The following is a 21,543-nucleotide window of genomic DNA, read 5'->3' on the forward strand; positions in this document are numbered from 1 at the left end:
GGGTGGCTTATAAAAATATAGCGCTTACTTGGAATAGTTTTTCGACTACAGTAATGTGTTTTTTATCAATCAAGAACATAATTACGTGATCCCCTGAGTGGATAATAGTATCGTCATGAGCAATCAACACGTCGTCATTGCGTACAATCGCACCAATTGTAGTTCCGGCGGGGAGTTTAATATCGGCAATTGCGCGGCCTACCACTTTTGAGGTATTCTCATCACCATGAGCAACGGCTTCAATTGCTTCAGCTGCACCTTTGCGCAGTGAATACACATTAACAATATCACCACGGCGAACGTGAGTTAAAAGTGCTGAAATAGTGGCTTGCTGAGGAGAAATAGCAATATCTATATCGCCGCCTTGTACTAAATCAACATATGCGCCACGCTGTATAAGCACCATGGTTTTTTGTGCGCCCATACGTTTAGCCAGCATTGCTGACATAATATTGGCTTCATCATCGTTAGTGACGGCGATAAACACATCAACTTGCTCTATATGCTCTTCTGAGAGTAGCTCTTGATCTGAGGCGTCACCACAAAATACCACAGTATTATCAAGCGTTTCAGATAACTGCGCCGCACGTTCATAATTACGTTCAAGCAATTTTACGCTGTGGTTTTTTTCAAGAGATCGGGCAAGGCCTGCACCAATATTACCCCCACCAGCAATCATGATTTTTTTGTATGAACGCTCAAGTTTTTGCAGCTCGTTCATTACTGCACGAATATGTTTCGTTGCGGCAATGAAAAACACTTCATCATCTGCTTCAATAACCGTTGTACCAAGGGGCTTAATTGCTTTACCTTGACGGTAAATAGCGGCCACACGGGTTTCAACGTTAGGTATATGCTCTTTTAATGCTGAAAGTGCATAACCAACTAATAAACCACCATAATAGGCTTTTACTGCAACAAGCGATAACATGCCATCAGCAAACTGTAGTACTTGTAGTGCGCCTGGGTAGTCTATTAAACGGCGAATATATTTAGTTACCAATGCTTCAGGGGCAATATAGTGATCGACCGGCAAGTCATCATTTTGGAATAACTTTTCACGGTATTTTAGGTATTGATCTGAACGAATTCGAGCTATTTTAGTCGGCGTATTAAAAATACTGTAAGCCACTTGGCAGGCAACCATATTCACTTCATCTGAACTGGTTACGGCAATAATCATATCGGCGTCTTCAGCACCAGCACGACGAAGTACGTCGGGGTGAGCACTATGGCCGATAACCCCTTGTAAATCGTATTTGTCTTGTAGTTCACGTAAGCGGTTGCCATCAATATCGACTACCGTTATTTCATTTTGCTCACCGACTAGGTTCTCAGCAAGAGTGCCGCCGACTTGCCCAGCACCGAGTATGATTATTTTCATTGTTTACCCGTGGCGTTAGCTTTGTTTAATAATTTTTGCATAATAAAAACCATCACTTTCACCGGGCAATAATTGTAAGCCAGGGTTCGTTGTGGTGTCGTTATCATGCAGAGGTTGATGCATTGCGTTTGTGTTGTTTGCTAAAAATTTTGCGACTTGGTGTTGGTTCTCTTGCGGTAATACCGAACAAGTTGCATAAACCAAGGTGCCTCCCGGCTTTAGTAATGGCCAAATGCTATCTAAAATATCACCCTGTAGTACGCTAAGATCGTTGATATCTGAGGCGCGACGTAACCATTTTATATCTGGATGACGACGAATTACTCCCGTTGCTGAGCACGGAACATCTAATAGAATGCGGTCAAAATGTTGTTCATCCCACCATTTATGTGGCTGCGAAGCATCACCACATTGTAGGTCTGCCCCTAAACCAATTCGAGTTAGGTTTTGCTTTACGCGCTCCAAACGTGTTTCGTCGCTATCAAGGGCAAGTATATCAGCATCGGCAAGCTCTAAAATATGGCAAGTTTTACCACCTGGAGCGGCGCACGCATCTAAAATATGATCATCACTTTGGGGGGCTAAAAAGCGGGCAGCTAGTTGCGCTGCGGCATCTTGAACAGAGCAAGCACCGGTATCAAATTCTGGTAATGAAAATACATCGCGGGGCTTATCCAGCTTTATACCATCAGGAAAATCTGGGTTTAAGGTGTGTTCGATATCATTTGCGCGAAGCATTTCGCTATATTCTGCGGTGCTGTACTGAGCTTGATTTACGCGTAACCACATCGGCGCTTGGCGCTGATTTTCTTCAAGTATTTGTTGCCAGTTATCAGGGTAGGCTTCGCTTACTTGTTTGATAAACCAATTAGGGTGGTTATATAAACATACTGGTATTTGCTTCGCTTTTTCTTCAAGTTCGTTTTGTTGGCGTTGAAAACTACGTAAAATAGCATTGATCAGGCCTTTTAAACCCAGTGCCCGCATTTGCTGTAATGCATTGACTGTTTCACTAATTGCAGCATGCGGTGGAACACGCATATGTTGTAGTTGGTAAATCCCCACATACAATAAAAACTGGAATATTCGGCGTTTACCCTTTAGTGGTTGTTCAACTAAATGTTGGCAATAATTTTCAAGACTGGGTAAATAACGCAGTACGCCATAGCAAATTTGTTGTAATAAGGCTTTATCTTTTGGCGGTAAACCCTGGCTTGCAAAAGGAAGCTCTTGATTAAGTGACGCGCCTTTATCTACTACGTTATATAAAGTTTCGGCGGCCAGTGCTCGTACGTTTGGAACATTACTCATTATTTTCACCTAATACGGTGCCTGGAGTTACCCAGTCACCGCGACCATTTAAAAAGTCGCTAATTGCCATTGGCTTTTTGCCTTGCGGTTGTAGTTGTGTAATACACAGTGCTTGCTCGGAACAGGCAATAATAATTCCACTTTTATCACTTGATAAAACTTGCCCGGGATTACCTGTTTGTGCAACAACGTGTGCTTGGTAAACTTTAACCGTTTGTCCGCCCATTTGGGTGAAGCATACTGGCCATGGGTTGAATGAGCGAATGTTACGTTCAATTTGCACTGCACTCATTGACCAGTCAATATTGGCTTCTTCTTTTGAAAGTTTTTTAGCATAATTGGCTTGCTCATTATTTTGTTGTTGGGGCGTAATTTCACCTGCCGACAATTTATTAATGGTCTTAAGCAGCGCGCTAGGGCCAAGTTCAGCTAATTTATCGTACAGTGAAGCGCTGGTGTCGCAGCTTTGTATCGGGCAGCGGCTAATATGCAGCATGTCGCCAGTATCTAAGCCTTCGTCCATTTGCATTATAGTGACACCGGTTTCGCTGTCGCCCGCCCAAATAGCGCGTTGAATAGGCGCTGCACCACGCCAACGCGGTAAAATTGAGCCATGCACATTCAAACAACCTAGACGAGGTGCATCTAATATGGCTTTTGGTAGCAATAAGCCATAAGCGACTACGATCATAATATCGGCGTTTAAGTTGTTTAACTCGTTAAGGGCTTCATCGCTTTTTAAGGACGCGGGTTGAAAAACGGGTAAGTCATGCGCTAAAGCAAGTTCTTTTACCTCACTGGCTTTTAATTTTTTTCCGCGTCCAGCAGGGCGATCTGGTTGACTGTAAACACCAACAACTTGATGTTCAGAGTTAATTAGCGCGTTTAGATGGCGCGCAGCAAAATCAGGCGTGCCAGCAAAAATAATGCGTAATGGTTGTGTCACTGCAGTTCCTAATGGTTTATTTATTTTTAGCGGCCAATTTAGCTTCTTTTTCAAGCTTCTTACGAATACGTTGGCGCTTTAGTGGTGATAAATAATCAATAAATAACTTGCCTTGTAGGTGATCAAGCTCATGCTGAATACAAATAGCGAGCAATTCGTCAGCGTCAAGACTCAATGGCTCACCTTGTTCATTATGAGCCGTTACCGTTACAGTCTCTGCTCGGTCAACTTTTGCATAAGATAAAGGCACTGATAAGCAGCCTTCTTCACTTACTGTTTCTCCATCTTGCTTAGTAATTTCAGGATTGATCAACACAAGCGGTTGGTCGCGCTCTTCAGAAACGTCGATCACCACAATACGCTGATGAATATCAACCTGCGTTGCCGCTAAGCCAATTCCATTTTCGTCATACATGGTTTCGAGCATATCTTTAACTATTTGACGAACATCATCGTTTATCTCTGGTACTTCTTTCGCGATAGTACGTAAACGCTCATCCGGAAACCTTAAAACTTCTAACCTTGCCATAGTAACCTTTTACACTTGTGATTCATTTAGGATATTGTATGCTCTTATTTTAGCCATTCGCGTTCACCTTTAACAGGTTTTGATTAATAATAATAAAAAAACACCATAAGGAAACCCAATGAAATACCCTTTATTGGCAGCAATTCTTGCTTTAGGCGCTGCTTTTCCATCTATAGCGGATGTGTTAACTATAAAAAAAGATGCTCCAAAACAGTATGTTGTAAAAAAAGGGGATACACTTTGGGATATTTCAGGGGTTTATCTTGATGAGCCTTGGCAGTGGCCTGATTTATGGCAAATGAATCCACAAATAAATAACCCGCACCTTATTTATCCCGGTGATTCGTTGTCATTGATTTACGATGCTGACGGAAATCCGAGGTTAGTGGTGAACGAAAAATATAAAAAGTTATCCCCAGATGGACGTATTACCCCAAAAGGCAAAAATGCGATACCGACATTACCACTTGAACTGATTCGGCCTTTTTTAAGTTATGAGCAAGCATTAAGCAACGATGAAATAGCCGATAAGCCTTATATTTTAGGTGCTAACAGTAATACTAAAATGAATGTTACTGGGAAAATTGTTTATGTAAAAGGTAATTTAGAGTTACATAAAGCTTATGCTATTTACCGAAAGGGAGAGCCTTATACCAATCCGGGAAGTGACAAGGTGCTAGCTTACAAAGTTGACTTAATGGGGGTTGGTCGTGCTTTTCGTACTGGTGATGAAGAGCAGGGGATTCCTGCCTCAGTTAACATTGAAAGTGTCAAACGTGAAGTAAAACCGTCAGACTTTTTAGTACCTGCAATGCAAGGTAATACTTTGCCCGCCTATTTTAATATGAAGCGTCCTGAACGCCCAATTGAGGGTAATATCATTGGTTCAGCGAATGAGCTAAGAGAGTTCAGCACGATGGATATTGTAGTGCTAAACTTAGGGTCAGAGCAGGTAAAAGTAGGCCATGTACTTGATATTGAGCGCCAATCACCAGATGTATTAGAAGGGAGTCATGGCCCGCGTTATAAAGAAGATTCAAACAGCTTAGAAAAATTAGTAGCAGATACAAACGAATTTTTTGGTGTAAAGCCAGATAAAGACAGCAAAGTATGGCACATGCCTAAAGAGAAAGTTGGCGAGCTAATGATATTTAAGGTTTATGATAAAGTTAGCTACGCTTTAATTGTAAAGAATCAGCACCCAATCCGCGTCGGTGATTTTGCAGTAATAAATTAAACATGGTTTGAGTGCTCTAAGGAGGGAGCATGACACAATCTACAGACAAACTAATGCATTGGCTGGCCTTTTACTTATGTAAAGGCCTAGGTATTAAAACACTTATAACACTGGCACAAACCTATCCATTAGAAAGCTTATTTAGCCTTTCCCATCAACAATTGCTCGAATGCGGCTTAAATCAACGAATTGCTACAAACTTATTAAAAACCAATTGGCAGCAAGTTGAGCACTATCAACAGTTAATTCAAAATAGTGATATTCAGGTTATTGATTATTACCATCCGAATTACCCCGATAATTTAAAAGAAATAGCCAGCGCCCCTTTATTGCTATTTTGCCGTGGTGATTGTGATTTACTAAAAAGTTCACAAATAGCTATTGTAGGCAGTCGTAATGCAACACCCATAGGGCTTGAAACAGCTGCTGAATTTGGCCATCAATTATGCTTGGCTGGTTTAACTATTACCTCAGGCATGGCACGTGGAATCGATGGCGCGGCCCACAAAGGTGCACTATCAGCTAACGGTAAAACTATTGCTGTGCTAGGCACTGGTGTAGACGTTTACTATCCAAAGCGGCATCGCTTATTGACTGATCAGGTGCTTACGCAAGGTGGATTATTAGTTAGTGAGTTTTTACCCGGTACGCCAGCTAATGCCAATAATTTTCCAAGGCGAAATCGCATTATTGCTGGGTTATCACTTGGCGTAATGATTGTAGAAGCTGAAATAAAAAGCGGCTCGCTCATTACTGTGCGTTACGCGATTGAGCAAAACAAAGAAGTATTTGCGGTGCCTGGCTCAATTAAAAATCCATTAGCGCAAGCGAGCCATTTTTTGATCAAGCAGGGCGCAAAGTTAGTCGAAAATGTCAGTGATATTTTAGATGAAGTGAGCTTTTCGCCACAAAGCAGTCTATATAACATAGAGCAGCCTATTAGTGACCAACAGTCCTGTCCGGTGTTTGACAGTATCGGGTATGAAGTCACTAGCATCGACGATATTGTTCGCCGTACACAATGGCCTATAGATAAAGTACTGACGCGATTGCTCGATTTAGAATTAGTCGACAGGATAGAGCGAGTACTTGATGGGTATATTAGATTGGGAGCAAAGTAATATGTTTGACATTCTTATGTATTTATTTGAAAACTATATTAATGGTGAAGCTGAAATATTTGCCGAACACAACGAGCTCACTGATGAGCTACAACGCGCCGGTTTTAATAAACCCGAAATATATAAAGCGCTTAACTGGCTAGAGCAACTGGCTGATTTACAACACAGCGATGAATTCCCTTACCTCAATGCGCAGCCGCAAAAAGTAATACGTGTATATACTGACTCAGAGTGTCAAATGCTTAGTGTAGAATGCCGGGGTTTTTTAATGTTTGTTGAGCAAATAGGGGTGATCAACAGTATCACTCGCGAAATGGTTATTGACCGCTTATTTGCTCTCGATAAGCCGTTTATTTCGTTAGAGGATTTAAAGTGGGTGGTACTCATGGTGCTATTTAATGTGCCTGGCTCAGAGCAAGCTTATGCGCAAATGGAAGATTTAATCTTTGATGAACCCACGGAGTTACTGCATTAACTTGTTTCTTTAATTAGTTTGGGTATATTAGGCGCAAATCAGCCAACAGGTAGCCACACTATGAGCAAAATTGATCATTCGCTTTTCGCTGCAGACAAATATGCTTTAGAAAAAGAGCACGGTCAGTGCCCCGAGTGTGGCTCAAAACTGATCATGCGTAATAGTAAAGCAGGTCCTTTTTTAGGCTGTAGTAGTTACCCAGACTGTGACTTTATACGGCCACTTGTCTCGCACGAAACGCAGCAAATTAAAGTCCTAGATGACAGCCCATGCCCTGAATGCGGTAATCCGCTGGTGGTTAAAAATGGTCGTTATGGCATGTTTATAGGTTGCACAGGTTATCCTGAGTGCCATTATATTGCCCACGATGAAAAAGAGCCTGACCAAGAAATACTACCTGCTTGTCCTAAATGTAAAAAAGGGCAGTTAGTGGCACGCAGTAATAAGTTTGGAAAGACATTCTATTCATGTAACAGCTACCCAAGCTGTAAATATACCTTAAACTATAAACCTGTTGAGCATGCTTGCCCACAGTGCCAGTGGCCTATAATGATGCGTAAGCAAATGGCTAATAGTGTTGTGTTACAATGCCCCCAGAAAAGTTGCTCGCATAAAATCACGCAGAGCGAATGAAAGCTTAAATTAATTGTACTTGGAGATCTTCTTTGACCGACTCAACTTCAGTTCCATTTACGGCACTTACTGCTTTAGAGCAAGGTGGCGTTATTTTTTATCCAACCGAAGCGGTTTATGGCTTAGGTTGTGATCCTGATAATCAACAGGCCGTTGAGCAATTGCTAGCAATGAAGCAGCGTCCAGTCGAAAAAGGCTTAATTTTAATTGCAGATAATTATGGTCAACTTTTAAAGTATGTTGATGACGCAAAAATCCCTATGGATAAACGTACTGATATTTTCTCTAGTTGGCCAGGAGCAATCACTTGGGTGATGCCTGCAGCTAAAACCACACCAAAATGGTTAACTGGGCAGTTTGATACCATTGCTGTACGCGTTACAAACCACCCAACGGTAAAGCATTTATGTCAAAAGTTTGATAAACCTTTGGTATCGACCAGCGCTAACTTATCAGGCCAAGATACGGTAACCAGCATAGCGATGGCTAAAAGTGAGTTTGGCGAAAAAGTAGCATTTTACGTTGATGAGCCTCTTGGGGATAATACCCAGCCAAGCACTATTAAAGACGTTATGACCGGCAAAGTATTTAGAGGATAGACCATGTACAGCAATCGACTCGAGCAAGTACAAACCTACTTACTGGCGCTGCAAGACACTATTTGTCGGGGTCTTGAGCAAGCCGATGGCAAAGCTAAATTTGTAGAAGACTGTTGGCAGCGCGCCAAAGGGGGGGGTGGCCGTACCCGCGTAATAAGTGGCGGAGATGTGATTGAGCAAGGCGGGGTTAACTACTCACATGTATTTGGTGATTCAATGCCCGCATCAGCAACCGCGCATCGTCCAGAACTTGCAGGACGCAACTTTAATGCCTGTGGCGTGTCGCTAGTTATTCACCCTAACAATCCGCATATTCCGGCCAGTCACGCTAATGTACGGTTTTTTATCGCCGAAAAAGAAGGTGAAGAGCCTATTTGGTGGTTTGGCGGTGGCTTTGACTTAACCCCGGTTTACCCAAACTTTGACGATGTTAAGCATTGGCATCAGGTGGCTCACGACCTTTGTGCACCATTTGGCGATGATGTTTACCCTAATTATAAGAAGTGGTGCGACGAATATTTTTACATTAAACACCGCGACGAAACCCGTGGCGTGGGTGGGTTGTTCTTCGATGATTTAAACGAACAAGGTTTTGAACAAAGCTTTGCCTTCATGCAAGCCGTGGGGGATAGCTTTTTAGATGCTTACTTGCCAATTATTGAGCGTCGTAAAAATGACGAATACACCCAGCAACAGCGTGATTTTCAATTGTATCGCCGTGGCCGTTATGTTGAATTTAACCTAGTGTGGGACAGAGGGACTTTGTTCGGCCTACAAACTGGTGGACGTACTGAATCTATTTTAATGTCTATGCCGCCACTCGCCCGCTGGGAGTATAATTATAACCCAGACCTCGATAGCGCTGAGGCACAGTTATATCAATATTACTTACGCCCACAAGATTGGCTAAATAGTACACCAAGTAAGTTGATACCCAGAGAGTGGCAATTATAATTTTTGGAAAGTAAAAAGGCGCTAATTGGCGCCTTTTTACTACTTACATTAAGACTGTTATGGTTTACTCAATGTTGATTAATCATATGGCTTGCTAGTTGCTCAAGCGATTTTCGCAACCCTTCGCGCAATAGCGGGTTATCTACCTCAATATCTAACGCTTTATTCATGCAATGCATCCATTGGTCGCGCAAATTTTGATCAATAGGAAAAGGCATATGGCGTTTACGAAGCATGGGGTGACCATGCTTTTCGGTAAATAAATCAGGGCCGCCTAACCAGCTCGATAAAAACTCAAAAAACACTTGGCGAATGCGATCTAATGGTTGAGGGTGCATATCATATAACGGTTTGGCGTATTCATCGCTTGCCATAATGTCGTAGAATCTATTCGCAAGCGCACGAGTACCTGCTTCACCACCTATAATTTGATAAGGTGTTTTTTCTGGGGTTGGTGCTTGTTGTGGCTCTGGTTTTTTCGATTTTGAAAAAAATCGTTTAATCATCGTTTTTATCATCGTTAATTAGCAGTATGTAGCTGAACAAAGAGGTTGCTCGAATATGGACAAATATGCAGTTTTTGGAAATCCTATTAAACACTCAAAATCCCCTGCGATACATAAGCAATTTGCAACCTCATTAGGTGAACAAATAGATTATCAGGCAATATTAGCACCAATAGATGGCTTTAAAACAGCAGTGGCAGATTTTTTTTCTGCTGGTGGTCTTGGCGCGAATGTTACCATGCCCTTTAAAGAGCAAGCTTTTGAGCTAGTCGATGAGCGAACAGAGCTTGCCACTATTGTGGGAGCGGTTAATACTATTAAGTTATTAGATGATGGTCGCTTATTGGGTGATAACACTGACGGCGTGGGCTTTGTAAATGACTTACTCGCTAATAATGTAGCAATAGCAGGCAAGCGTATACTACTAATAGGTGCTGGTGGCGCTGCGCGTGGTGTTATATTGCCGTTACTTGCACAAAACCCAAGTGAAATAGTTATCGTAAACCGTACAGCATCAAAAGCTAAAGCGCTGGCGGAGTTGTTTACTGAATATGGCAAGATTACAGGTTATGGTTTTGACGATTTGCCTGTTAGTGATTACGCGTTAATTGTAAATTCTACATCAAGTAGTATGTTAGGAGAATTACCCGCACTTGCTGAAAAACACCTTAATGGCTGTAATTGTGTTTATGATATGTTTTATTCTCTGCAAAACACGCTATTTATGCAATGGGCAAAGGATTATAAAGCTGATATTACCGTTATGGATGGTAGTGGCATGTTAGTGGGTCAAGCTGCTCAAGCATTCTATGTATGGCGAAATAAAATGCCAGAGATACTCCCCGTCGTAAGCGCGTTAAAATCTGGAGAGCTAAAATGAATCAAGCCGTACAATTTATTGATCGTATAGATTATAATGAGAAAACTCAGCAACTGACGTTTTACGCACAAGTAAGTGGTCTAATGGTCGAGTGTATTATTGATATGCAAAGTTTAACTATTGCAGACTCAGCGGCAGCGCAACATCACTTTGAGCTACGGCGTTTTGACTACGAAGAACTTGCCGAGCAATTAATCGAAGACGAAGAATATAACTCGACAGGTCAAGTGGCTATAAAGATGATAAGTTAACCCTCTGCTAGGTATTCGTCTTTAAGTTCAACATAGTTAGTTGCAGATACTTTTAAAAAGCCAAGTTCTTGCTCTGTTAAAGGGCGAGCTTGCTTTACAGGGCTCCCTACATATAAAAAGCCAGACTCTAAACGCTTGTTAGGTGGCACTAATGAACCACCGCCAATAATGACATTATCTTCTACAATGACATTATCCATCACAATGGCGCCCATACCCACCAAGATGCGGTTTCCTAAACGACAGCCATGTAACATTACTTTATGACCGACCGTTACATCATCACCAATAATAAGAGGATAACCATCAGGATTGCTTTTACTTGCACGAGTTAGATGTAAAACACTGCCATCTTGTACATTAGTACGTTCGCCAATACGTATATAATTAACATCCCCACGAGCTGCTACTAAAGGCCATACACTACTGTCTTTACCTAATGTAATATCACCGACTAATACGGCTGACTCATCAACATACACAGATTGATTAAAAGTAGGGGTAATTCCTTTATAAGAACGAATAGACATAAAAGCACCTAATAAATATGAGAGTAGTTGAACCAGATGATAGCAGTAGAGCTAATAAAATGACCAGTCAGTATTAGTATTGGTTACTAAACTAGCGTTTTTGAGATGTTTAGCTCGTAAATCGAGCGAACAGTGCTTTATTTCAAGTTTTCTTTAAAAAACGCTTGCGTAAAAATCTGTCCTCCCTATAATGCGACCCCACTGACACGGCAGAGCAGGCAACGCTTAGCGAGGCAAGCAGCAAGTCAGTGAGTCGAGTAAAACTTGAGTTTAGATTTTTTAGAAAGTTTAAAATTAAGTGTTGACAAAAAAATAGGAAAGCGTAATATGCGCAGCCCTAGCGAGGTAAAGCAAAGCGCTTTAATCGCAACGTTCTTTAACAATATAAAGCAATCATCTGTGTGGGCACTCGTACAGATTGAGTTCTAACAGCCGAATCTAGTTCGCTAGATGAGGCAAAAAATTTAGAGTCTCAATTGAAACTGAGTGACCAACGGAATAAATTTATTTATTCAGCACAGTCAATTCAATATCGAAAGATATTAAATAAATTCAGAATTCATTGAGCATGTCCGCTCCCTTTATGGGAAGGACAGAAAAAACTTTTAATTGAAGAGTTTGATCATGGCTCAGATTGAACGCTGGCGGCAGGCCTAACACATGCAAGTCGAGCGGTAACATTTCTAGCTTGCTAGAAGATGACGAGCGGCGGACGGGTGAGTAATGCTTGGGAACATGCCTTGAGGTGGGGGACAACAGTTGGAAACGACTGCTAATACCGCATAATGTCTACGGACCAAAGAGGGCTTCGGCTCTCGCCTTTAGATTGGCCCAAGTGGGATTAGTTAGTTGGTGAGGTAATGGCTTACCAAGGCGACGATCCCTAGCTGGTTTGAGAGGATGATCAGCCACACTGGGACTGAGACACGGCCCAGACTCCTACGGGAGGCAGCAGTGGGGAATATTGCACAATGGGCGCAAGCCTGATGCAGCCATGCCGCGTGTGTGAAGAAGGCCTTCGGGTTGTAAAGCACTTTCAGTCAGGAGGAAAGGGTTGTAGTTAATACCTTCAATCTGTGACGTTACTGACAGAAGAAGCACCGGCTAACTCCGTGCCAGCAGCCGCGGTAATACGGAGGGTGCGAGCGTTAATCGGAATTACTGGGCGTAAAGCGTACGCAGGCGGTTTGTTAAGCGAGATGTGAAAGCCCCGGGCTCAACCTGGGAACTGCATTTCGAACTGGCAAACTAGAGTGTGATAGAGGGTGGTAGAATTTCAGGTGTAGCGGTGAAATGCGTAGATATCTGAAGGAATACCGATGGCGAAGGCAGCCACCTGGGTCAACACTGACGCTCATGTACGAAAGCGTGGGGAGCAAACAGGATTAGATACCCTGGTAGTCCACGCCGTAAACGATGTCTACTAGAAGCTCGGAACTTCGGTTTTGTTTTTCAAAGCTAACGCATTAAGTAGACCGCCTGGGGAGTACGGCCGCAAGGTTAAAACTCAAATGAATTGACGGGGGCCCGCACAAGCGGTGGAGCATGTGGTTTAATTCGATGCAACGCGAAGAACCTTACCTACACTTGACATACAGAGAACTTACTAGAGATAGTTTGGTGCCTTCGGGAGCTCTGATACAGGTGCTGCATGGCTGTCGTCAGCTCGTGTTGTGAGATGTTGGGTTAAGTCCCGCAACGAGCGCAACCCCTATCCTTAGTTGCTAGCAGGTAATGCTGAGAACTCTAAGGAGACTGCCGGTGATAAACCGGAGGAAGGTGGGGACGACGTCAAGTCATCATGGCCCTTACGTGTAGGGCTACACACGTGCTACAATGGCGCATACAGAGTGCTGCGAACCTGCGAAGGTAAGCGAATCACTTAAAGTGCGTCGTAGTCCGGATTGGAGTCTGCAACTCGACTCCATGAAGTCGGAATCGCTAGTAATCGCGTATCAGAATGACGCGGTGAATACGTTCCCGGGCCTTGTACACACCGCCCGTCACACCATGGGAGTGGGTTGCTCCAGAAGTAGATAGTCTAACCCTCGGGAGGACGTTTACCACGGAGTGATTCATGACTGGGGTGAAGTCGTAACAAGGTAGCCCTAGGGGAACCTGGGGCTGGATCACCTCCTTATACGATTTAGAACTTATTTGTTCGTAGTGTCCACACAGATGATTGTTAGTTAGTTTTACCCTTTGGGTTAACTAATTAATATGCTCTTTAAAAATTTGGAAAAGCTGATAATAAAATTCTGATAGATACATTGTATTTATCAAGAGTTTTCAAAAGTAAAAAAGAATGATAGCAGTATCATTCAGTGCCAATTTAATCACTCTTTTATTAGATAATGATTAATTGGTATCTACTTTAGTATTCAATATTAACTTCTGGCGAAGTTAAACTGTCACAAAACAAAGACCCGTTTGGGTTGTATGGTTAAGTGACTAAGCGTACACGGTGGATGCCTTGGCAGTTGGAGGCGATGAAGGACGTATTAACTTGCGATAAGCTTAGTCAAGCTAGTAAAAAGCACTTGAGACTAAGATTTCCGAATGGGGAAACCCACCTGCTTGCAGGTATCGTTAACTGAATACATAGGTTAACGAGGCGAACGCGGAGAACTGAAACATCTAAGTACCCGTAGGAAAAGAAATCAACCGAGATTCCGGAAGTAGCGGCGAGCGAAACCGGAACAGCCCTTAAGCTTTTGTTGTGTTAATGGAAGGCGCTGGAAAGCGCCACGATACAGGGTGATAGTCCCGTACATGAAAATGCAATTTAAGTGAAATCGAGTAGGTCGGAGCACGTGAAACTTTGACTGAATATAGGTGGACCATCATCTAAGGCTAAATACTCCCAACTGACCGATAGTGAACCAGTACCGTGAGGGAAAGGCGAAAAGAACCCCTGTGAGGGGAGTGAAATAGAACCTGAAACCGTGTACGTACAAGCAGTAGGAGCCTACTTGTTAGGTGACTGCGTACCTTTTGTATAATGGGTCAGCGACTTATATTTTGTAGCGAGGTTAACCGAATAGGGTAGCCGTAGGGAAACCGAGTCTTAACTGGGCGATGAGTTGCAAGGTATAGACCCGAAACCCGGTGATCTAGCCATGGGCAGGTTGAAGATTGAGTAACATCAATTGGAGGACCGAACCCACTAACGTTGAAAAGTTAGGGGATGACCTGTGGTTAGGAGTGAAAGGCTAATCAAACCGGGAGATAGCTGGTTCTCCCCGAAATCTATTTAGGTAGAGCCTCGGACGAATACTTACGGGGGTAGAGCACTGTTAAGGCTAGGGGGTCATCCCGACTTACCAACCCTTTGCAAACTCCGAATACCGTAAAGTACTATCCGGGAGACACACGGCGGGTGCTAACGTCCGTCGTGAAGAGGGAAACAACCCAGACCGCCAGCTAAGGTCCCAAAGTCATAGTTAAGTGGGAAACGATGTGGAAAGGCACAGACAGCCAGGAGGTTGGCTTAGAAGCAGCCATCCTTTAAAGAAAGCGTAATAGCTCACTGGTCGAGTCGGTCTGCGCGGAAGATGTAACGGGGCTAAACTATGCACCGAAGCTGCGGATTCATCTTAGGATGAGTGGTAGGGGAGCGTTCTGTAAGCGGTTGAAGGTGTGCCGGGAGGCATGCTGGACGTATCAGAAGTGCGAATGCTGACATGAGTAACGATAATGCGGGTGAAAAACCCGCACGCCGGAAGACCAAGGGTTCCTATCCCATGTTAATCAGGGTAGGGTAAGTCGACTCCTAAGGCGAGGCCGAAAGGCGTAGTCGATGGGAAACGGATTAATATTTCCGTACTTGGTATAATTGCGATGGGGGGACGGAGCAGGCTAAGCAAGCATGGCGATGGTTGTCCATGTGAAAGTGAGTAGGTTAGTGACTTAGGTAAATCCGGGTTACTGTTAGACTGAGACACGAGACGAGCCACTAAGGTGGTGAAGTTGTTGATGCCATACTTCCAGGAAAAGCCTCTAAGCTTCAGATTATACCGAATCGTACCCCAAACCGACACAGGTGGTCAGGTAGAGAATACTAAGGCGCTTGAGAGAACTCGGGTGAAGGAACTAGGCAAAATCGTACCGTAACTTCGGGAGAAGGTACGCTCCGATGGGTGACGGGATTTACTCCCTGAGCTAATTGGAGCCGCAGTGACCAGGTGGCTGGGACTGTTTATTAAAAACACAGCACTGTGCAAAATCGCAAGATGACGTATACGGTGTGACACCTGCCCGGTGCCGGAAGGTTAATTGATGGGGTTATCCTTAGGGAGAAGCTCTTGATCGAAGCCCCGGTAAACGGCGGCCGTAACTATAACGGTCCTAAGGTAGCGAAATTCCTTGTCGGGTAAGTTCCGACCTGCACGAATGGTGTAACCATGGCCACGCTGTCTCCACCCGAGACTCAGTGAAATTGAAATCGCAGTGAAGATGCTGTGTACCCGCGGCTAGACGGAAAGACCCCGTGAACCTTTACTACAGCTTGGCACTGAACATTGAACCTACATGTGTAGGATAGGTGGGAGACTTAGAAGATGAGACGCTAGTTTTGTTGGAGTCGTCCTTGAAATACCACCCTTGTAGTTTTGATGTTCTAACGTCGGTCCCTGAATCGGGATTACGGACAGTGTCTGGTGGGTAGTTTGACTGGGGCGGTCTCCTCCTAAAGAGTAACGGAGGAGCACGAAGGTTGGCTAAGTACGGTCGGACATCGTACGGTTAGTGTAATGGTAGAAGCCAGCTTAACTGCGAGACAGACACGTCGAGCAGGTACGAAAGTAGGTCATAGTGATCCGGTGGTTCTGAATGGAAGGGCCATCGCTCAACGGATAAAAGGTACTCCGGGGATAACAGGCTGATACCGCCCAAGAGTTCATATCGACGGCGGTGTTTGGCACCTCGATGTCGGCTCATCACATCCTGGGGCTGAAGTCGGTCCCAAGGGTATGGCTGTTCGCCATTTAAAGTGGTACGCGAGCTGGGTTTAGAACGTCGTGAGACAGTTCGGTCCCTATCTGCCGTGGGCGTTTGAGAATTGAGAGGGGTTGCTCCTAGTACGAGAGGACCGGAGTGAACGAACCGCTGGTGTTCGGGTTGTCATGCCAATGGCATTGCCCGGTAGCTACGTTCGGAACTGATAAGCGCTGAAAGCATCTAAGCGCGAAGCAGGCCTCGAGATGATTTCTCACTAGACTTTTAAAGTCTCTGAAGGGCCGTTGAAGACTACAACGTTGATAGGCAAGATGTGGAAGCATGGTGACATGTTAAGCTAACTTGTACTAATTACCCGTGAGGCTTAACCATACAACGCCAAACGCGTTTTGTGTGATAGTTTAAGACAGAAGTTAATGACTAAAGTAGATATTACGCAGAAAGACTTAAAAAATATTATCAGAATTTCCAAATTCAGTTAGTTTGTAGCGATACGAATTAACGCCCAAATTTGCTTGGTGACAATAGCGTTTTGGACCCACCTGACTCCATGCCGAACTCAGTAGTGAAACGAAACAGCGCCGATGATAGTGTAGCATTTGTTATGCGAAAGTAGGACATTACCAGGCTTCAAATTGTAGAAAGCCCGGCTCATTGAGTCGGGCTTTTTTACGTCTGGAATAAAGTAAAAACCCCAAGCCAATACCCCGTACCGAACTCAGTAGTCTCGCAAAAAGAAATACAGCAGCCCTAGGCGAGCCTCATGGAATGTCCATTATTATTTGTTCACAAGCCTTGCAGACATTCTATCCGCGGCTAATGTATATAAAGAAACTTCAGAGCTTTGAATATATTGACTTGGCAGTGTCAGTCTTTTGCATATGTACGGTGTCACTTTTTAACATTGAAAAGTAACTAATATGGATCAAAAACGCCAGCGCGAGGCTGGCGTTTTTGATGCAGTTTAAAGCTATTTATTAAGCTTTAGGGCCTGCATTTTTAATTTCGTCTGATACATCGTACTTCGCGAAATTTTCAGTGAAGTCAGTTGCAAGCTTGGTCGCATACTCAGCGTATTTAGCTTTATCTTCCCAAGTATTGATTGGGTTAAGTAGCTCGCTATCAACACCTGGGACAGCCACTGGCACGTCTAGGTTTAGCACGTCGATATGTTGTGTTTCAACACCTGCAAGTTTACCTGATACAATCGCATCTACAACAGCGCGAGTTGTAGGAATATCAAAGCGCTTACCCGTACCGTAAGGGCCACCAGTCCAGCCAGTATTAACAAGGTAAACTTTAGCGCCAAACTCGCGTACGCGCTTCATAAGAAGCTCTGCATAAATGCCTGCTGGACGTGGGAAGAAAGGTGCGCCGAAACACGTAGAGAAGGTTGATTCAATATCACTCGTTGAGCCAATCTCCGTTGAGCCCACTTTAGCCGTGTAGCCACTTAAGAAATGAAATGCTGCTGCTTCTTCTGTTAAAACAGATACAGGAGGTAAAACACCGCTAACGTCACATGTTAAGAATACAACTGCTTTTGGTTCACCTGCGCGGTTTTCAACTTTACGCTTTTCAACATGTTCAAGTGGATACGCTGCGCGGCTATTTTGAGTTAGGCTAGTATCGTTAAAGTCAGGTACGCGATTTTCATCAAGTACTACATTCTCTAAGATAGTACCAAAGCGAATTGCATCCCAAATGACAGGTTCATTTTTTTGCGATAAGTCGATACATTTAGCGTAACAACCCCCTTCGATATTAAATACACTACCCGGCGCCCAGCCATGCTCATCATCACCAATTAAAAAGCGAGTTGGATCTGCAGATAACGTTGTTTTACCTGTGCCTGATAAACCAAAGAATAAAGCCGTGTCGCCAGCTTCGCCTACGTTAGCAGAGCAGTGCATTGGTAATACACCTTTTGCTGGAAGTAGGAAGTTTTGAACTGAGAACATTGATTTTTTCATTTCACCGGCATAACGCATACCTGCTAGCAACACTTTACGTTGTGCAAAGTTGATAATAACTGTGCCATCACTGTTTGTGCCATCACGCTCTGGGTCACATACAAATGAAGGAACATTCATTACCTGCCACTCGGGTAAATCAGATGCATTATAAGATTTAGGTTCGATAAACATGTTTTTAGCAAAAATATGGTGCCATGCAGTTTCTGTAGTTACAACTACAGGTAAATAGTGCTCAGGATCAGCGCCAACTTCAAGGTGAGAGATGAAGTGGTCATTGCTTTGCACATGTGCTTCTACACGTGCCCATAAAGCGTCAAATTTATCTGAATCGAAAGGGCGGTTTACATCACCCCATTGGATATCATTTTCAGTGCTTGGTTCTTGAACAACAAAACGATCTTTTGGAGAGCGACCAGTACGGTGACCAGTTTTTGCAACAAAAGCTCCATTAGCGGCTAAAGTCCCTTCACCACGACTGATTGCGTGTTCGACAAGTTCAGCTGCAGTTAGATCGACAAAACGATTAGCGTTTGAAGTCATGTTTTTACCTAATTTTTGTGAGATTGAACGGGATAGCTCTGGGGTTCTGTATAACCTTTAAGCTGTAATTATAGTAACAGATGGATTGGGAGTATTCGAGCCTGTGAAAGCCCTAAAAAGACATATATTTATAAAAAAACATGAATAATTTCAATGATACCGGTATCACAAAGTTCCGTTTTTTCATGATACCGGTGTCATCTTAATTTATAAAAAAACCACTTTAAAAAGTGGTTTTGAGTAAGGTTTGTTATTAAAGGGAGGTAAATTAGTTAAAAATAGCTTTTATATCTTGTTCATTAAACACGTATTCTTTTAAGCAGTAATGGCAACCTATTTTTACTTTACCATTATTGGCTGCCACATCGTCTAACAAGGCTTGTTGACCAATATTAACGAGTGCGGTAATTGTTTTGTCGCGACTACATCCACATCTGAAGTTAATCGGCTGTGGTTCAAAAATGCGTGGGTTATCTTCGTGGTACAAACGAGTTAATACCGTGTTAGCGTCGAGTTGTAACAACTCTTCATTGTTAATGGTGTTGCTGAGTGCTTCTAAGTGTGTAAAGTCAGTAATTGATTTTTCTTTATTGACGGGTAAAACCTGTAAAAATAGTCCAGCGGCTTTAGCTTTACCGGATGCGCTAGTGCCTGTAGTAAACCACAAACGAGTTTTTAGTTGCTCTGATTGCTCAAAGTACGCTTCAATACATTCACTTAAGGTTGGGTGCTCTAGTGGCACTATACCTTGATAGCGCTCACCTTTAATAGGAGTGATCGTAATCACCATATGGCCTTTGCCAAGCAGCTCTTGAATAGTTGTGCCTTGAATCTCTCCCTGCAAACGAGCTATACCACGCATATTTTGATTATGGTCGCCATTTATAACCGCAAATTTAACAGGGCCATCACCTTGTACTTGTACCGCTATTTCACCTTCAAACTTTAAAGTGGCAGTTAATAAACAGGTAGCAACTAGTAACTCACCTAAAAGCGCTTGCACAGGTTGTGGGTAATTATGGTTAGTGAGCATTTCATCATAAGCATGCTCAATCTGTACGAGTTCACCACGAACGTCGAGGTTTTCAAATATATAACGGTGAAGTAAATCTTGTTGCATGACGGGTTACCTAACTGGATTTCAATTTTAAAAGTTCGCGTCTTTGCTTTTTATCTGGCTTGCGCTCAGGGTGAGGAGCAAAGAAGCTGTTATTTTTACGGGCTATTGAGTTTTTAGCTCGTTGTTCAATGCTAGCATCGGACTCTTGATACATAGTTTGTGCAATGGGGGCACCTTTGCGTTTATCAAACAGTTTTAAAACGGTGATTGTTTTTTCATCAACCCCTTGCGCTAGTTTTAATACCGCGCCAAGCTCAACAACTTTACTTGGTTTAGCACGTTGGCCATTATAATGTACTTTGCCGCCTTGTACCATGTCGCGTGCGATTGCGCGGGTTTTATAAAAGCGAGCAGCCCATAGCCATTTGTCTAATCGAATACTGAGCGTTTGATTATCTTGATTGGAATTACGGATGTTACTTTTTGACATAACTTCACCCTTAGAATATCAGCAAGTCAGGTGCAAAACTTACCATGAAACATGGACTGAGAGAAATAGCCAAAGAGCCTTAGTAATAGTACGGACCTATTTACTCACCTCGTTTTAAAAGTTTAATATTAGCGTGCTTGTTGAATGAAAAATGAAAAGGTACTATAGGTCAGCGATAAAGCAGTAAATTAAAAAGATAATAATATATGGATCAGTACTTACAACAGCTTAAGCACTTCATGGATAAGTTACCTCATGGCAAACTGAGTGCCTTGGTAATTTTTTTAGTTGTTGTTTATATTGCATTTTTATCGGCAAAATTATTCTGGCTATTGTGGCCAACCCCCGTTAATACAGTATTAGCTCCCAGCTATATAAACACCACGTCAGGGCAAGCAAAAGCGGTTAGTAGCCAGCAAATTGTTGAGCAGTTTTTGTTTGGTAAGGTGGTTGTTGGGTCTAAAAAACCAGCCGCGCAGCAAGCTCAAGTTATTAACAATGCGCCAGAAACACGTCTAAGTATTAATTTAACTGGGATTGTAGCTGTTAGTGAAAACGACCAAGCGGGACTTGCGATTATAGAATCACAAGGTCGCCAAGAAACCTACTTAGTTGATGACGTGGTTCAAGGCACGCGAGCAAAACTCGCGCAAGTGTTACCCGATCGCGTTATTTTAGATGTCAGCGGCGCCTTTGAAACCTTAATGCTTGATGGTATTGATTTTACTAAAAAAGTATCTATGCCTGTACTTGCTGAGCGAAAGCAGGAAAATCCATTAGAGTCTGGACCTCAATTAGAAAATCCTGATACACAAATCGATGCAACTGCAGACCAAGAGGTAAAAGAAGAAATAATCGAAACTCGCCAAGAATTACTACAAGACCCAGGTAAGTTATTTGACTATATCCGTGTCTCTCAGGCTATGCAAGATGGTGAGTTAATTGGCTATCGTTTAAGCCCTGGTAAAGACCCTGCGCTATTTAAGCAAATGGGACTAGAAAATAATGATTTAGCTGTATCTATTAATGGCTATCAATTAAATGATTTACAACAGGCTATGTCAGCAATGAATGAGCTGCGCAATAGTACCGATGCCAATATCACCATAGAACGTGATGGTCAGCAAATAGATGTGCAATTTAGCCTGCAATAACCTAGCTTTGG

At 43.1% G+C, this 21,543-nt stretch carries 18 protein-coding genes and 3 rRNA genes; 12 read left to right on the top strand and 9 right to left on the bottom strand.

The annotated features are described in order from the left end of the window. Window positions 1-7 precede the first annotated feature (7 nt). Genes trkA through def form a run of 4 tightly spaced genes read right to left on the bottom strand, consistent with a single transcriptional unit; the run spans window position 8 to window position 4,170 of the window. The gene (gene trkA / locus ACT3S9_RS00115) at window positions 8-1,384 is read right to left on the bottom strand and encodes a Trk system potassium transporter TrkA (RefSeq protein WP_441835342.1); all 1,377 of its coding nucleotides are present in this window, start codon (window positions 1,382-1,384) and stop codon (window positions 8-10) included. Window positions 1,385-1,399: 15 nt separating this feature from the next. Then, window positions 1,400-2,695: a 16S rRNA (cytosine(967)-C(5))-methyltransferase RsmB gene (gene rsmB / locus ACT3S9_RS00120; RefSeq protein WP_444750573.1), complete on the bottom strand. Its 1,296-nt coding sequence runs from the start codon at window positions 2,693-2,695 to the stop codon at window positions 1,400-1,402. Further along, window positions 2,688-3,641 carry a methionyl-tRNA formyltransferase gene (gene fmt / locus ACT3S9_RS00125; protein ID WP_444750574.1) on the bottom strand — a complete coding sequence of 318 codons (954 nt, stop codon included), beginning with the start codon at window positions 3,639-3,641 and terminating at the stop codon, window positions 2,688-2,690. The genes rsmB and fmt overlap by 8 nt, the downstream gene beginning before the upstream one ends. 16 nt (window positions 3,642-3,657) lie before the next feature. Next, window positions 3,658-4,170 carry a peptide deformylase gene (gene def / locus ACT3S9_RS00130; protein WP_444750575.1) on the bottom strand — a complete coding sequence of 171 codons (513 nt, stop codon included), beginning with the start codon at window positions 4,168-4,170 and terminating at the stop codon, window positions 3,658-3,660. Between the two features lie 118 nt (window positions 4,171-4,288). On the opposite strand from def, the gene ACT3S9_RS00135 reads away from it, so the two are divergent. The 6 genes from ACT3S9_RS00135 to hemF are packed head-to-tail and all read left to right on the top strand — an operon-like array spanning window position 4,289 to window position 9,189. After that, on the top strand, window positions 4,289-5,407 hold the full coding sequence (locus tag ACT3S9_RS00135) for a LysM peptidoglycan-binding domain-containing protein (protein WP_444750576.1): 1,119 nt from the start codon (window positions 4,289-4,291) through the stop codon (window positions 5,405-5,407). Window positions 5,408-5,436: 29 nt separating this feature from the next. Then, window positions 5,437-6,528 carry a DNA-processing protein DprA gene (gene dprA, locus ACT3S9_RS00140; protein ID WP_444750577.1) on the top strand — a complete coding sequence of 364 codons (1,092 nt, stop codon included), beginning with the start codon at window positions 5,437-5,439 and terminating at the stop codon, window positions 6,526-6,528. Window position 6,529: 1 nt separating this feature from the next. Then, window positions 6,530-7,003 carry a DUF494 family protein gene (locus ACT3S9_RS00145; protein ID WP_441993511.1) on the top strand — a complete coding sequence of 158 codons (474 nt, stop codon included), beginning with the start codon at window positions 6,530-6,532 and terminating at the stop codon, window positions 7,001-7,003. A 60-nt stretch (window positions 7,004-7,063) separates the two neighbouring features. Then, window positions 7,064-7,636 carry a DNA topoisomerase family protein gene (locus tag ACT3S9_RS00150; protein ID WP_444750578.1) on the top strand — a complete coding sequence of 191 codons (573 nt, stop codon included), beginning with the start codon at window positions 7,064-7,066 and terminating at the stop codon, window positions 7,634-7,636. Between the two features lie 32 nt (window positions 7,637-7,668). Next, window positions 7,669-8,235: an L-threonylcarbamoyladenylate synthase gene (locus ACT3S9_RS00155; protein WP_444750579.1), complete on the top strand. Its 567-nt coding sequence runs from the start codon at window positions 7,669-7,671 to the stop codon at window positions 8,233-8,235. A gap of 3 nt (window positions 8,236-8,238) precedes the next feature. After that, window positions 8,239-9,189 carry an oxygen-dependent coproporphyrinogen oxidase gene (gene hemF, locus ACT3S9_RS00160; RefSeq protein ID WP_444750580.1) on the top strand — a complete coding sequence of 317 codons (951 nt, stop codon included), beginning with the start codon at window positions 8,239-8,241 and terminating at the stop codon, window positions 9,187-9,189. A gap of 68 nt (window positions 9,190-9,257) precedes the next feature. Here the strand turns inward: hemF and ACT3S9_RS00165 are convergent, their stop codons facing one another. Then, on the bottom strand, window positions 9,258-9,695 hold the full coding sequence (locus ACT3S9_RS00165; RefSeq protein ID WP_444750581.1) for a group II truncated hemoglobin: 438 nt from the start codon (window positions 9,693-9,695) through the stop codon (window positions 9,258-9,260). Window positions 9,696-9,750: 55 nt separating this feature from the next. Here ACT3S9_RS00165 and aroE point away from each other — a divergent pair, with 55 nt between their 5' ends. Together aroE and ACT3S9_RS00175 are read left to right on the top strand one after the other, a co-directional pair. Further along, entirely contained in the window at window positions 9,751-10,575 is an 825-nt protein-coding gene (gene aroE / locus ACT3S9_RS00170) for a shikimate dehydrogenase (protein WP_444750582.1), read from the top strand. Beyond that, entirely contained in the window at window positions 10,572-10,826 is a 255-nt protein-coding gene (locus ACT3S9_RS00175; RefSeq protein WP_444750583.1) for a DUF1488 domain-containing protein, read from the top strand. The genes aroE and ACT3S9_RS00175 overlap by 4 nt, the downstream gene beginning before the upstream one ends. Here the strand turns inward: ACT3S9_RS00175 and ACT3S9_RS00180 are convergent. After that, the gene (locus ACT3S9_RS00180) at window positions 10,823-11,356 is read right to left on the bottom strand and encodes a gamma carbonic anhydrase family protein (RefSeq protein WP_444750584.1); all 534 of its coding nucleotides are present in this window, start codon (window positions 11,354-11,356) and stop codon (window positions 10,823-10,825) included. The two genes, ACT3S9_RS00175 and ACT3S9_RS00180, sit on opposite strands and share 4 nt — an antisense overlap. A 606-nt stretch (window positions 11,357-11,962) precedes the next feature. On the opposite strand from ACT3S9_RS00180, the gene ACT3S9_RS00185 reads away from it, so the two are divergent. The 3 genes from ACT3S9_RS00185 (at window position 11,963) to rrf (ending at window position 16,941) form a co-directional block, all read left to right on the top strand. Then, a 16S ribosomal RNA gene (locus ACT3S9_RS00185) occupies window positions 11,963-13,496 on the top strand. A gap of 301 nt (window positions 13,497-13,797) precedes the next feature. Continuing rightward, window positions 13,798-16,684 (top strand): 23S ribosomal RNA (locus ACT3S9_RS00190). A 142-nt stretch (window positions 16,685-16,826) separates the two neighbouring features. Then, a 5S ribosomal RNA gene (rrf, locus tag ACT3S9_RS00195) occupies window positions 16,827-16,941 on the top strand. Together the 16S, 23S and 5S rRNA genes form the textbook arrangement of a ribosomal RNA operon. Before the next feature lie 348 nt (window positions 16,942-17,289). On the opposite strand, the gene ACT3S9_RS00200 is transcribed toward rrf, so the two are convergent. The 3 genes from ACT3S9_RS00200 to hslR form a co-directional block, all read right to left on the bottom strand. Beyond that, a complete protein-coding gene (locus ACT3S9_RS00200) occupies window positions 17,290-18,828 on the bottom strand; it encodes a phosphoenolpyruvate carboxykinase (protein WP_441835110.1) in 1,539 nt (512 codons plus the stop codon). 268 nt (window positions 18,829-19,096) lie between these two features. Further along, window positions 19,097-19,948, bottom strand: coding sequence for an Hsp33 family molecular chaperone HslO (hslO, locus tag ACT3S9_RS00205; RefSeq protein WP_441835109.1), 852 nt, complete (start codon window positions 19,946-19,948; stop codon window positions 19,097-19,099). A 10-nt stretch (window positions 19,949-19,958) separates the two neighbouring features. Beyond that, window positions 19,959-20,378, bottom strand: coding sequence for a ribosome-associated heat shock protein Hsp15 (gene hslR, locus ACT3S9_RS00210; RefSeq protein ID WP_441835108.1), 420 nt, complete (start codon window positions 20,376-20,378; stop codon window positions 19,959-19,961). A gap of 206 nt (window positions 20,379-20,584) precedes the next feature. Between hslR and gspC the strand changes: the two genes are divergently transcribed. Then, entirely contained in the window at window positions 20,585-21,532 is a 948-nt protein-coding gene (gspC, locus tag ACT3S9_RS00215) for a type II secretion system protein GspC (RefSeq protein WP_441835107.1), read from the top strand. Window positions 21,533-21,543: the final 11 nt, after the last annotated feature.

The sequence above is a fragment of the Pseudoalteromonas sp. AOP31-A2-14 genome (assembly GCF_052378035.1).
Lineage (GTDB): Bacteria > Pseudomonadota > Gammaproteobacteria > Enterobacterales > Alteromonadaceae > Pseudoalteromonas.